Annotated in this window: 15 protein-coding genes; 7 read left to right on the forward strand and 8 right to left on the reverse strand. The window is 66.0% G+C overall.

Going from position 1 to position 12,096, the window contains the following annotated elements:
• The first annotated feature begins 2 nt into the window (after nucleotides 1-2).
• Complete coding sequence (locus tag FMZ75_RS07010; RefSeq protein ID WP_018264629.1) at nucleotides 3-278, forward strand: DUF1153 domain-containing protein; 276 nt, start codon at nucleotides 3-5, stop codon at nucleotides 276-278.
• A gap of 108 nt (nucleotides 279-386) precedes the next feature.
• On the opposite strand, the gene FMZ75_RS07015 is transcribed toward FMZ75_RS07010, so the two are convergent.
• Nucleotides 387-1,364 (reverse strand): lysylphosphatidylglycerol synthase domain-containing protein, encoded by a 978-nt coding sequence (locus FMZ75_RS07015; protein ID WP_108916804.1) that lies wholly within the window; start codon nucleotides 1,362-1,364, stop codon nucleotides 387-389.
• A 198-nt stretch (nucleotides 1,365-1,562) separates the two neighbouring features.
• A complete protein-coding gene (locus FMZ75_RS07020; protein ID WP_108916803.1) occupies nucleotides 1,563-1,937 on the reverse strand; it encodes a flagellar export protein FliJ in 375 nt (124 codons plus the stop codon).
• Nucleotides 1,938-2,169: 232 nt separating this feature from the next.
• Between FMZ75_RS07020 and FMZ75_RS07025 the strand changes: the two genes are divergently transcribed.
• Nucleotides 2,170-2,664, forward strand: a complete 495-nt coding sequence (locus FMZ75_RS07025; RefSeq protein ID WP_142862270.1) for a cupin domain-containing protein — start codon at nucleotides 2,170-2,172, stop codon at nucleotides 2,662-2,664.
• A gap of 53 nt (nucleotides 2,665-2,717) precedes the next feature.
• Nucleotides 2,718-2,921 (forward strand): hypothetical protein, encoded by a 204-nt coding sequence (locus FMZ75_RS07030; RefSeq protein ID WP_166141814.1) that lies wholly within the window; start codon nucleotides 2,718-2,720, stop codon nucleotides 2,919-2,921.
• Between the two features lie 6 nt (nucleotides 2,922-2,927).
• On the opposite strand, the gene pqqE is transcribed toward FMZ75_RS07030, so the two are convergent.
• The 4 genes from pqqE to FMZ75_RS07050 all read right to left on the reverse strand — a co-directional run bounded on the left by pqqE (nucleotide 2,928) and on the right by FMZ75_RS07050 (nucleotide 7,692).
• Nucleotides 2,928-4,394 carry a pyrroloquinoline quinone biosynthesis protein PqqE gene (pqqE, locus tag FMZ75_RS07035; RefSeq protein WP_166141815.1) on the reverse strand — a complete coding sequence of 489 codons (1,467 nt, stop codon included), beginning with the start codon at nucleotides 4,392-4,394 and terminating at the stop codon, nucleotides 2,928-2,930.
• 11 nt (nucleotides 4,395-4,405) lie between these two features.
• On the reverse strand, nucleotides 4,406-5,167 hold the full coding sequence (pqqC, locus tag FMZ75_RS07040; protein ID WP_166141816.1) for a pyrroloquinoline-quinone synthase PqqC: 762 nt from the start codon (nucleotides 5,165-5,167) through the stop codon (nucleotides 4,406-4,408).
• On the reverse strand, nucleotides 5,164-6,093 hold the full coding sequence (pqqB, locus tag FMZ75_RS07045) for a pyrroloquinoline quinone biosynthesis protein PqqB (RefSeq protein WP_166141817.1): 930 nt from the start codon (nucleotides 6,091-6,093) through the stop codon (nucleotides 5,164-5,166). The genes pqqC and pqqB overlap by 4 nt, the downstream gene beginning before the upstream one ends.
• 222 nt (nucleotides 6,094-6,315) lie before the next feature.
• Nucleotides 6,316-7,692 carry a PLP-dependent aminotransferase family protein gene (locus FMZ75_RS07050; protein WP_166141869.1) on the reverse strand — a complete coding sequence of 459 codons (1,377 nt, stop codon included), beginning with the start codon at nucleotides 7,690-7,692 and terminating at the stop codon, nucleotides 6,316-6,318.
• Between the two features lie 174 nt (nucleotides 7,693-7,866).
• Between FMZ75_RS07050 and FMZ75_RS07055 the strand changes: the two genes are divergently transcribed.
• Nucleotides 7,867-8,730 (forward strand): DMT family transporter, encoded by an 864-nt coding sequence (locus FMZ75_RS07055; RefSeq protein WP_166141818.1) that lies wholly within the window; start codon nucleotides 7,867-7,869, stop codon nucleotides 8,728-8,730.
• Nucleotides 8,731-8,735: 5 nt separating this feature from the next.
• On the opposite strand, the gene pssA is transcribed toward FMZ75_RS07055, so the two are convergent.
• Both pssA and FMZ75_RS07065 read right to left on the reverse strand, forming a co-directional pair.
• Nucleotides 8,736-9,575, reverse strand: a complete 840-nt coding sequence (gene pssA, locus FMZ75_RS07060; RefSeq protein WP_166141819.1) for a CDP-diacylglycerol--serine O-phosphatidyltransferase — start codon at nucleotides 9,573-9,575, stop codon at nucleotides 8,736-8,738.
• Between the two features lie 26 nt (nucleotides 9,576-9,601).
• The gene (locus tag FMZ75_RS07065; RefSeq protein ID WP_166141820.1) at nucleotides 9,602-10,300 is read right to left on the reverse strand and encodes a phosphatidylserine decarboxylase; all 699 of its coding nucleotides are present in this window, start codon (nucleotides 10,298-10,300) and stop codon (nucleotides 9,602-9,604) included.
• A 169-nt stretch (nucleotides 10,301-10,469) separates the two neighbouring features.
• On the opposite strand from FMZ75_RS07065, the gene FMZ75_RS07070 reads away from it, so the two are divergent.
• The 3 genes from FMZ75_RS07070 to FMZ75_RS07080 all read left to right on the forward strand — a co-directional run bounded on the left by FMZ75_RS07070 (nucleotide 10,470) and on the right by FMZ75_RS07080 (nucleotide 12,066).
• Nucleotides 10,470-10,727, forward strand: coding sequence for a hypothetical protein (locus FMZ75_RS07070; protein ID WP_142862278.1), 258 nt, complete (start codon nucleotides 10,470-10,472; stop codon nucleotides 10,725-10,727).
• Nucleotides 10,728-10,998: 271 nt separating this feature from the next.
• Nucleotides 10,999-11,460, forward strand: a complete 462-nt coding sequence (locus FMZ75_RS07075; protein ID WP_166141821.1) for a flavodoxin family protein — start codon at nucleotides 10,999-11,001, stop codon at nucleotides 11,458-11,460.
• A 171-nt stretch (nucleotides 11,461-11,631) separates the two neighbouring features.
• Nucleotides 11,632-12,066 carry a hypothetical protein gene (locus FMZ75_RS07080; protein WP_108916795.1) on the forward strand — a complete coding sequence of 145 codons (435 nt, stop codon included), beginning with the start codon at nucleotides 11,632-11,634 and terminating at the stop codon, nucleotides 12,064-12,066.
• Nucleotides 12,067-12,096: the final 30 nt, after the last annotated feature.

Raw genomic sequence — 12,096 nt, forward strand, 5'->3', positions numbered from 1 at the left:
AAATGACCGAGACGCATCGTCCGCGTGTCAAATATGTCATCGGCCCCGATGGCAGCCCCTTGACCGTCGCGGATCTGCCGCCGCCCACGACCAAGCGCTGGGTGATACGCCGCAAGGCCGAAGTGGTCGCGGCGGTGCGCGGCGGACTGCTCTCCCTCGAGGAGGCCTGCACCCGCTACACGCTGACGGTGGACGAGTTTCTGAGCTGGCAGATGTCGATCGACCAGCATGGCCTCGCCGGTCTGCGGACCACCCGTCTGCAGCAGTACCGCATGTGATTTCGGCGCCCGGAACGGCGCTTCTATTAAAAACGAAGAGCCGGCGCGCCTCGGAAGGCGGCCGGCTCTTCGTCGTTTCAGGGCCTTTTCTCGCCGTCCGATCCGACGTCAGCTCTCGCTGTCGGCGCGGCCGCGCAAAGTCTCGGCGAGACGTCCGCGCTCGAACAGCAGCACGACGACGAGCGCGAACAGCAGCGGGATGATGAGATAGAGCAGGCGGAACACCAGGAGCGCCGTGAGCACTTTGAGCCGCGGCACATCCGGCATGGCCTTGATGAAGATGAGCTCGAATACGCCGAGTCCGCCGGGCGCATGGGAGACGAGCGCGGCCGAGAAGGACAGGAGGAAAGTGCCGAGCACGACGATATAGGGCGTGCTGCTGCCCTCCGGCAGAGCGAAATAAATAATGCCGGCGGCGCCGATCAGTTCCAGAGGCGCGGCGAACATTTGCCGTATCATGACCTCGGGCCGCGGATACATCACATGGATCTTGCCGAGATCGATCGGCTTGAAATGCATCAGCGAGCCGATGACATAGAGCGCCACGGCGCCGAGGCAGGAGAGCCCGATGATCAGCGCCGTATGCTCATTGGTGAGCATGTCCGGCAACATGCCGGAGAGACGGCCGAGCAGGCTCGGCTGATAGGTCAGCAATAGGCCGGTGAGCAGCACTGTGCCCAGGCCGAAAGTGTAGGAGCACAGCACCACCAGCACAGCCACCTGGCCAGCGGTCAGGCCCTTGGTGGAATAGGCCCGGTAGCGCACCACCGCCCCAGAAAACACCGATGCGCCGATATTGTGCGACAGCGCGTAAGTGGTGAAGGAGCACAGAGAGATGAAGGTCATCGAGATGTGCTTCACGCCGAGGTGGAGCAGAGCGATGCGGTCGTACCAGGCGAGCGCCGCATAGGCGAGCAGAGAGCAGAAGCCGGCCGCGATCCAATGTGAGACCGAAATGGCCCGAAGATCGGCCCAGACCTCTTCGCCGACAGATTCGCCACGAAATTCGCCATAGAGAAGATAGAAAGAGGCGATGACCGCCGCCAGCCCGACGAGAGGCCAGACATATTCCAAAATTTTTTTCATGGGGCGCTGCGAGTTCGGCGCTCCCGGTGCGGAGCGCGCGCACTCACTGGCATGGCCGCGCTGCGACCGCAAGCCTGAAAGCCGGCTGAGACTTGTCCGCCGCGCTCCGAGGATGGAGGAAGCCGCCGAGCCGGAGGCAGGCTCGACGCCCTGCGGGCGATCGAGCGTCGCCGCTCTCCCGGCCGAGGCGCAAAACCGTCACACCCGCCGTTCGACGACCATGTCGATGATTCGGTCGCCGCCGCGGTCGCGGGCCTCCTGGCCCTGCGCCTTGGTCAGCTCCTCGGCCGCATCTTTCATATGAGTCTCCGCCTCGACCAGCTGGTCCTGGAGGTCGGCGACGGAGCGCAGAAGATTGTCGCGGCGCGTGCGCGCGGCGCGCGCATAGGTCGGATAGGCGAAATGATTGGGGTCGCTGATATTGGCCCGCTGCTCCTCGTGAGCGATCTCGCGATCGAGATCGCCGGTCATACGGGTGAATTCGGCGATCATCGTCTGAAGCTGCGCCACGCGGCGCCGGCACTCTTCGGCGTGAAAACGTTTCAGCCGAACCAAGGCATCTCGCGACTTCATGACATTACTCTCCAGCACAAGTTACTAGACGATACATGCGAACTCGGTCGCTTTATCCGCGAGACGAGCGGAAATATGGCGCAAGGAGGTTGCTCGAGTGTTACTGCGCCGCGAATTCTCGTCGCTCACCAAAAAAGCGCCGTAATTTCAATCATTCCGCTCGGCTGTCGGGTGACTGCGCCCTATATGCCCGCGTGTGCGATCAGCCAGTTCGCGAATGGAGGAGGCGAAGATGAGACGCGCCCTTGCAATCATTGCGGCGGCCACTGTCGCCGCGCTTTTTTCAGCGTCGTCGACGGCGGCGGATCAGGTCGGAACGCACAAGGTCCTCATGCCGGACGATCTGCGCTTTACGGCAGCGCCGGCGTCTCTGCCGGCTGGGGCGGAGGCCGCCGTGCTTTTCGGCGATCCGACGAAAGAGGGGCTGTTCGTCATGCGGCTGAAGGCGCCGCAGGGCTATCGAATTCCGCCGCATATGCATCCGAAGGCGGAGGTAGTGTCGGTCGTCTCCGGGCGGATGCGGCTCGGCCTCGGCGCCGCCGCCGATCGCGCCAGCGTCGAGGAGCTTCCGCCGGGCGCCTTTTCGATCATGCCGCCGGGCGTGGCGCATTACGCCTTCTTCGACCAGGAGACGGTGATTCAGATCGACGGCATGGGGCCTTGGGCGATCGATTACGTCAATCCGAAGGACGATCCGCGCAATCAGATCGCGCCGGCGCAGAGGTGAGGCGGTTGTCTCCCTTGGCCGAAAGCGTATGATCGTCGCGAGAGGATCGAGATATGGCCGAAGAACCCGACAATGTCGTCCTGGTCTATTTGCGTCGTCTGAACGAGCGGCTCGATGCGCTCCATGAGGACAATCGGGAGATCGAGACACGGTTGGGAATCCTCGAGCAGCAGGGCGCATCCTTGTCGAGCCGCTTCGACCGTATCGAGTTTCGCCTCGACCGGATCGAGAAGCGGCTCGATCTCGTCGATGTCTGACGAAGCTCACGCCGGCTGCTCGTCCAGCGCCTTCTCCTTGCGGTCCGCCCCGCCGAGGCGGCGATAGACGAAAGCCGGCGCCGGCAGCAGCGACTCGTTCTGCCCGAGCGCGGCGAATTCCTCGTGATGAGCCGAGCGATGGCAGGCCGGATCGGTCGCCGCCGCGTCGCCGGTGACGGCCAGCGCCTGGCAGCGGCAGCCGCCATAATCGACCCCGCGCTTGTCGCAGCTGCGGCAGGGCTCCTGCATCCAATCCTCGCCGCGAAAGGCCTGGAAGGCCGCGCCATCGCGCCAAATCTCGGCGAGCGGACGGTCGCGCACCTTGTCGAAGGAGAGGCCCGGCAGCGTCTGCGCGGCGTGGCAGGGCAGGGCCTTGCCGGAGGGCGTCACCACCATGATGCTGCGGCCCCAGCCGCCCGTGCAGGCCTTGGGGCGCGAGGCGTAATGATCGTGGATCACGAAGTCGAAATTGAGCACGCCCTGCAGGCGCTTCTTCGCCTCTTCCACAATGCCGACGGTGGCGAGGAATTTCTCGCGCGTCGGGATCAGCGCGGCGCGGTTCACCTCCGCCCAGGCGTAATATTGAATATGCGCCACCTCGAGCCGCTGCGCCCCGACCTCCACCGCGAAATCGATGATCTGCGGCAGATGGTCGATGTTCTGGCGATGGATCGGCGCATTGATGGTGAGGCCGAGGCCCAATTCCCGCGCCCAGCGCGCGACGTCGCGCTTCTTGGCGACGCCGCCCTCATAGCCGGAAATATGGTCCGAGCTTTCGGGGACCACATCCTGCACCGAGACCTGCACATGATCGAGGCCGATCTCGGCGAGATGCGCCAAACGCTCGCGCGTCAGCAGCACGGCGGAGGTCACGAGATTTGTGTAGAGGCCGGCGTCGACGGCGTGGGCGAGAATCTCCTCGAGATCGCGGCGAATGGTCGGCTCGCCGCCCGAGAGATGCAATTGCAGCGCGCCGATGGAGGCGGCCTGCCGAAACACGTCGCCCCATTCGCCGGAGGTCAGCTCCGTATTGGCGCGCTCGAGATCGAGCGGATTGGAGCAATAGGGGCACTGTAGCGGACAGCGATGCGTCAGCTCGGCCAGCAGTCCGGCCGGGCCGCGCTCGAAGGGCGCATAGGATTTCGCCGTCTGCGAGAGGGGCGGGGGCGAAAATGCGTCCGGCCCGTCGCGCAGCAGGCGCTTGTCGGCGAGGCCTTGCAGCAGCTTGACCACATCCGTCTGGATCACATCGACGGGCGCCGAATAGGTCTGCGCGAGACGCTGCGAAATCTCGGAGACGCTGGCGACGCCGTCGACATGGTCGAGCACGGCGAGGCCGATCGGGTCGAGCTCATAGGCGCGTTCGGGCGCGAGGATCACCTTGCGCCGCCGCACGACATCCTCGTGCAGGCGCGAATAGCGCGTGAAGGCCGGCTTCGACTCCGGCGTCACCACGAAACGCGCTTCGCTCATTCTCTCGTCCTTCACTTCTCTCCCGGCACAAAGGCGCCCGGCGGGATGAGGCCGGTCACATAGGCCTGATGGAGCGCGTCGAGCTGCGCCCAGAGCACGTCGCATTTGAAGCGCACGGCGCCGACGCAGGCTTCCTGCTCCGCCCGCGTATAGGCGTGCTGGAGAATATACGACAATGCGAAATCGCTGTCGCGCGGCGCCTGGGCGAGACGGCGCTTGAAATAGGCCATCACGGAATCGTCGACGAAATCGTAATTCTCGAGCATTCCGGCGATGCGCTCGCGATGGATCGCCGGCGCGAACAGCTCCGTCAGCGATGACGCCACCGCTATGACGAGCGGCTGCTCGACGACGAAGCGCACATAGGCTTCCACGGCGAATTTGGTCGCCGGCAGCGCGCCCTTGCGCGAGGTGACGTATTCGCGCGAGAGGCCGAGCCCGTCGGTGAGCACGAGCCAGCGCTCTATGCCGCCGCCTTCCTCGCCCAATCCGTCGTGATCGTGGATGCGATGAATCCACTCGCGCCGCAATTCGCGGTCGTGGACGCGGCTCATGAAGGCGGCGTCCTTGCGCGGCACCGCCTCTTGATAGCAATAGCGGTTGAGCGCCCAGGCCTGCACCTGGCCTTTGTTCAGCTTTCCGCCATGCAGCATTTTGTGGAACGGATGCTTGTCGTGATAGCGCTCCTCGCCCACGGCGCGGATCGCGGCCTCGAAGGCCTCCTTCGACAAGGGAGGAGCGTCGTGCCACTCGGCCGTCGAGAAGTCGTTCATAGCGTCACCTCCATGCCGTCCGCGCCGATCTCCCATCCGGCCGCATTCACGATCGCGCGTTCCTTCGACGATGCGTCGAGAGTCGGATTGGAGTTGTTGATATGCACGTAGATCTTGCGCGCGACGGAAAGGTCCTCGAAGGCTTTCATCGAGCCGTCATCGCCGCTCATATTGACATGGCCCATGCGTGAGCCGGTCTTGCCGAGCAATCCTTGCTCGATCATCTCATTCTCATGGAACAAAGTTCCGTCGAAGAAGACGAGGCTCGCGCCGCGCAGGCGCTCCTTCAGCGGCTCGTCGATGTTCGCGCAGCCGGGAATGTAGAAGCAGCTCTTGCCCGTCGCCGTCTCGATGATCTCGACGCCGAGCGTGTCGCCCACTTGCGTGCCGAAACCCGCGACGCTCTTGTCCTCGAGCCAGAGCGCGATCTTGCCATGCACCGGAAACGCCTTCACCGCGAGGCCGAGATCGACGCCGGCGCCATGCAGCGGGATCGCCTCGTCGAAGGGAAATTCGACGCGCGTCACCAGCTCGGGGACCAGAATATCGAAGATGCGATTGCCGGCGAGCACATTCAAAATGCGCCCCGAGGAATAGATGGAGAAGGCCTGCGCCTCGCGCAGATTGAGCAGGCCGGCGACATGGTCTACATCGCCATTGGTCAGCACGACGGATTTGATCGGGCTCGCGCGCAATCCATCCTGCGGGCTGGGCGAGAGCTGCGGCGCCTGCGCGATCTGCTGGCGCAAATCCGGCGAGGCGTTGAGCAGCACGAAATCGACGCCATTGGCGCTGACCGCGAGCGAGGATTGCGTGCGCGCCGAAAAGCCGGGCTTGCCCTCGCGCACGGCGCGGCAATTGGCGCAATTGCAGTTCCATTGCGGGAAGCCGCCGCCGGCGCCCGATCCGAGTATTTTGATGAACATGACGCGAACCGCGACAGCGCCGTTTTTTAAAGGCGCAGTCTCTCCTCTCGAGCCGACGTTCTAGAGCGAAATCGCCTCCGTTCGAAGCGCTGTTTCGCTCCCCTCCCGATCTTTGTTTATTTTTCCCGACGCTCGCGCGTCGGAAGGCGGCATTTTCGGCCGCGCGCCACTATGTCCAGGCGGCGGCGGGACGGCAAGCGCCAGATGGTCGCACGCCCTGCTCTAGCCGGCGGCCCGCATCGGCGGCGCGCTCGCCTGCAGCGCGCGCGCCAGGGAGTCGTAGATGCGCGGATCGTCCGATTGCGAGACGTTGAAGCGCAGATAATCGCGCGCCGTCTGGCCGAGGCTGAAGGCGTTGCCGGGTGCGAGCACGATTCCCTCCGCGAGGCAGAGCCGCGCGATCTGCGAGGCGTCGGCCTCGTCCGGCAGGCGCGCCCAGACGAACATGCCGGCCTTGGGCTCGACGAAGGGCGTGATCCCGAGCGCTTCGAGACGGCGGATCGTCGCCGTCCTCGCCCCGGCGAGACGCGCGCGCAGCGCCTCGAGATGGCGGCGATAGCCGCCGTCCTTCAGCAGCGCCAGCGCGATCTCGGCCGAGAGGCGCGGGCTGCCGAATTGCGTGGCGAGGCCGATATCGGCGATCTGCTCGATCCAATCGGGGCAGGCGGCGATGTAGCCGCAACGCGCCGCGGCGGAGAGGGTCTTGGAGAAGCTGCCGATCTGAATGACGTTGCGAAGTCCGTCGAAAGCGGCGAGGCGAGGGGTCGGCGCGGTTTCGAAATCGGCGAAAATATCGTCCTCGACGATGATGAGGCCGGCGGGCTCGGCGAGCGCCATCAGCCGATGCGCCGTCGTCGAGGAGATGGCGGCGCCGGTCGGATTATGGACGGCGGCATTGGTGAGATAGAGGCGTGGCCGCTTTTGCGCGAGGCTTTGCGCGAAAATCTCGAGATCGGGGCCGTTCGGCGTCATCGGCACGCCGACGATGTCGGCGCGATGCGCCTGCAGCAGAGCGCGGAAATTGAAATAGCAGGGATCGTCGATCAGCACAGTGTCGCCGGGCTCGATCAGAAAACGGCAGACGAGGTCGATCGCCTGCGTTCCCGAGCCGGTCAGCAGAATCTGATCGGGCGCGGCGGGTATGTCCCGCTCGCCGAGGCGGCGGGCGATGAAGCCGCGCAGCGGAGCGAGGCCGAGCGGTTCGGAATAATCGGCGAGGGAGGCGGCGCTTCCCCGCGCGACGGCTTTCAGTGCCCGGCGCAGCGCCGCCTCGGGCATCCATTCGGCCGGCAACCAGCCGCAGCCGGGGCGGAGCATTCCCTCGCCGGCCTCCAGCGATTGACGCGACATCCAGAGCGGATCGACCTCGCGGTCGAGGCGCGGGCCGATCTTGCCCAGCGCCAGCGGCGCCAGCGGCGCCGAAACATAGAAGCCGGAGCCGGGGCGGGATTTTATGACGCCCTCGGCGGCGAGCCGCTCATAGGCCTCGACCACTGTGGAGACGGAGACGCCGATCGACCGCGCCGCTTGCCGCACCGAGGGGAGGCGCGCGCCGGGCGTCAGCTGGCGCGCCGCGATCCGCTCGCGGATCGTCGACATCACCAGCTCGATCCGTCGGGGAGGCGAGGATGTTTTGGTCAAGCGTATCGCCTTTCATCCCAGCACAGTTCACGGATGCTGTCGAAACAGTTTACGAAAATTGTATCCATCTGTCTCTGGCCGAGCAAGGGGTTCTGTCCGATCCTTCGCCGATGAGGAAAGGGATGTTTCGATATGGATAGGATGACGGAGGGCTGGCTGAACGGCGCGCTCGGGGTGTTGATTTTCAGCGGATCGCTGCCGGCGACGCGCGTCGCCGTCGCGGGCTTCGATCCTTTGTTTCTGACGGGCGCGCGGGCGTCGATCGCCGGGCTGATCGCGCTCTGCCTGCTGGCCCTCTTCCGCGAGAGCAGGCCGAGCCGTAGCGAGCTTCTCTCGCTCGTCGGCGTGGCTTTGGGCGTGGTGGTCGGCTTTCCGCTGCTCAGCGCGCTGGCGCTGACGCGCATGACCTCGGCCCATTCGCTCGTCTTCGTCGGGTTGCTGCCCTTGGCGACGGCGGCTTTCGGCGTGCTGCGCGGCGGCGAGCGGCCGCGGCCGGGCTTTTGGCTCTGCGCGCTCGCCGGCGGCGCGCTCGTCGCCGGCTTCGCCTGGAGGCGGGGCGACGGCGCGATCTCCTCGGGCGACCTTCTGATGCTCGGCGCGATCTTCGTCGCGGGCTTCGGCTATGCCGAAGGAGGGCTGCTGTCGCGCCGGCTCGGCGGCTGGCGGGTGATCTGCTGGGCGCTGGCGCTCTCGCTGCCGGCGATGCTCGTCTGGACCGCTGTCAGCGCGCCGGAGGGGCTGCTCGCCGCGCCGCCGCGCTCCTGGGTCGCGCTCGCCTATGTGGCGCTGTTCAGCATGTTGATCGGCTTCGTCTTCTGGTATCGCGGGCTGGCGCTGGGCGGCATCGCCGCCGTCGGGCAGCTGCAGCTGCTCCAGCCGCTGCTCGGACTCGGTCTCGCCGCTCTGTTCCTCGGCGAGACCGTGGAGCTCTCTCTCGTTTTCGTCACTGTCGGCGTCGTCGCCGCCGTGGCGGGGGCGAAGGCCCTCGCAAAATAGCCGCGTCAGGCGCCTTGCGCCTTCTCCGCCTCCTGCCGCTCCAGCTCCTTGTAGCGCTTCACGCCGAAGGGGATGGCGGCGAGATAGGCGAGGCTCGCCAGCACCAGCGTCTCCATCGGATAGATGGCGAGCAGCAGCGCCGTCACGCCGACGCAGAACAGCACGAGAATGACATATTCACGCGGAATGCGGCCGATGCGCTTGCCGGAGAAATGCGGAATGCGGCTCGCCATCAGAAAGGCGATTCCCAGCACATAGACGATGAACAGCGGCACCAGCGCCTTGGACCCGGGCAGGTCGACGACCGAGAGATTGAGATAGAGCGGCAGCAGAACCGCGACCGCGCCGGCCGGCGCCGGCATGCCGACGAAGAAGTCCGAATGCCAGGCGGGCCGGCCCGGCTCGTCCACGGTGACGTTGAAGCGGGCGAGGCGCAGCGCGCAGGCGATGGCGAAGACGAGCGCCGCGAACCAGCCGAGGCCTTTGATCTCATGCAGCGACCAAAGGTAGAGCAGCAGCGCCGGCGCGACGCCGAAATCGACGAAATCGGCGAGCGAGTCGAGCTCCGCGCCGAAACGCGACGTGCCTTTGAGCGCACGGGCGAGGCGCCCGTCGAGCCCGTCCAGCACAGCGGCGGCGATGACCGCGGTGACGGCCGTATCGAACTTGCCTTCCGTTGCGTAGCGTATGGCGGTGAGACCCATGGACAGCGCCAGCAGCGTGACCAGATTGGGCAGCACCACGCGGATCGGAATGTTGCGGAAGCGCAGGCGGCGCCGTTCGGAGGCGGATAATTGCGCGTCGCGGCCCTCGGGACCGGCGTCGAAGGAAAAAGGTTCGTTCATCGGAAGGACTCTCTCGCGGCGACGGTTCAGCCAGCCTTGAAGCTCAGCGGGGCGGCGGTGGAGTTCACATCCGCCAGAATGGTCTCGCCCGCTATGGCGCGCGAGCCCACCGCTATGCGGGGCTTGGCCCCCGTCGGCATATAGACGTCGACGCGCGAGCCGAAGCGGATGAGGCCGAAGCGGTCGCCGACGCCGATCGGTTGACCGTCCTGCACGAAGCAGACGATGCGCCGCGCCACCAGGCCGGCGATCTGCACCACGCCATAGCGGCCCGATGGCGCGTCGATGACGATGCCGTTGCGCTCATTGTCCTCGCTCGCCTTGTCGAGATCGGCGTTGAGGAAAATGCCGGGCTTATAGGCGACTTTGCTGATGCGGCCGGTGATGGGCGCGCGGTTCACATGCACATCGAAGACGCTCATGAAGATGGAGACGCGCTGCATCGGCTCCGCGCCGAGGCCGAGCTCGGCCGGCGGCAGGAAGAAGCCGATGGAGCAGACGATTCCATCGGCCGGCGACACCACCAGCCCCTCGCGCAAAGGCGTAAGCCGCTGCGGATCGCGGAAGAAATAGACGCACCAGCCGGTGGCGATGAAGCCGACCCAGCCGAGCGTCGAGGAGATCCAATGCAGCAGCAGGGCTGCGATGGCGAAGGCCGCTATGAAAATATAGCCTTCCGGATGGATGGGGACGAGCGATTTGCGGACCGATTCGAGGATCGACATGGATGAGAGGCTCCGAATGCGGCCCGTCGCCGCAGGCGGGGCGAGTTCTGCCATCTTGCGGCGCGAAAGTCACGCGGGCGAGCCGTCTGCGCCCTTGCCCCTGCGGCGGATTCACGACAGATAGGCGCGGTCGAAGCCCAAAGAGGCCGACACCCCTCGGGGAGGAAACATGAAAGACAATATTCGCAACGGAACGGCTCTCGCCATAGCGGCGGTCTCTCTCGCGCTCGCCGGCGCCGTGACGACGGCCATGGCGGCGACGCCCGGCAAGGTGCAATGCATCGGCGCCAACGCCTGCAAGGGCAAGAGCGACTGCCACAGCCCCAAGAACGCCTGCAAGGGCATGAACGCCTGCAAAGGCAAGGGCTGGTCCTTCGTCGAATCCGAGGACGCCTGCAAGGCCGCCGGCGGTCGTACGCTGAACTGATCGAAGCCGGGAGGGCGGCGCCCTCCCGCGCAACCTGCGCGTGCCGCGCCGGCGAGAGCTGGACAGCTGCTCGGGCGTGGTTTCAAAAGAGCGAGCCTCGGCTCGCTTTTCTCGCGTCAGCGTCCGCAGGATGCGCTAGACTTTTTTGTTTTGACGCGTTTCCAATGCCGAACCGGCGTCGACTTCGGCTGGAAGCGCTATCATTTCCCGCGCGGCCGCATCGTGCGCCGGCGCACATGCCGCATCGGCCGCGGGAGAGCGTTGCCGCCCAATGTCCCGCAAGCGCCTTCTGATTCTCGCCCATACGCCTTCGCGCAATACGCGGCTTCTGCGCGACGCCGCGCTGGCCGGGGCGCGCGAGATCGATGGCGTGGAGACGATCGTCCGGGCGCCGCTCGAAGCGACGCCCCTGGATGCGCTGGCGGCGGACGCCATCATTCTGGGGACGACCGAAAACCTCGGCTATATGAGCGGGGCGCTGAAGGATTTTTTCGACCGCAGCTATTATCCCTGCCTCGAGCGCACGCAGGGCCGCCCTTACGCGCTCTATATCCGCGCCGGCAATGACGGCGCCGGCGCGCGCCGCAGCGTCGAGAGCGTCACGACCGGCTTGCGCTGGCGCAGCGTGCAGGAGCCGCTCATCTTGCGCGGGGAATGGCGGGAGGAATTCGTCGACGCCGCCCGCGAGCTCGCAATGGCGATGGCCGCGGGGCTGGAGGCGGGGGTGTTTTGAAGGAGCCCGTGGTCGCCAATTCTGGCGCGCGGCTATCTTTCGTCGCGGGTTCCCGATATATTCGCGCATCTATTTTCGAAAGGCGCGACTTTGCGTTCGGGAGTTGTCATCGGCGGCGTCGCTGCGTCGGCGCCGTTTCCTTGCGGCGCTTTCCCCCACGGTCGATGAGCCATGGCGGAGGAAGAGCCGAGCATCGAATCTTTCGGCCACGGCCTGGGGCCGAGACGCGTGGAGAGCCCGCGCAAGCGATCGCTGCATATCGAACGCGAAGGCATAGCGAAATATGGCCACGGCCTCGGACCGCGCCCGGCGCCGCCGCCGCGGCCGGAGACGCCTGTCGGCGATTCTCTGCATCTCGCGTCGGAGCAGGCGTGGCCACTCGCCGTCGCGCTGATCGCGCTCGGCGCGATCTCGATCGGAATTTTCACGCTGGCGCAGACCATCGATCGCCAAATCTGCTCTGCCGATCCGCGGCGCGATTGCGAGCGCGGCAGCGATGCCGGCGGAGGTGGCGGCGGAGGCGGGAGCGGTGCAGGCGGGTCGGGCTTCCACGCTCATTACGGCGGATTCGGGGGGAGCGGCGGCTTCTATTCGGGCGGCTCGTGAGGCAGCGTCGCATCGCGGCGCGGCTATCTT

The sequence above is a fragment of the Methylosinus sp. RM1 genome, from assembly GCF_011378635.1.
Taxonomy (GTDB): Bacteria; Pseudomonadota; Alphaproteobacteria; order Rhizobiales; family Beijerinckiaceae; genus Methylosinus; species Methylosinus sporium.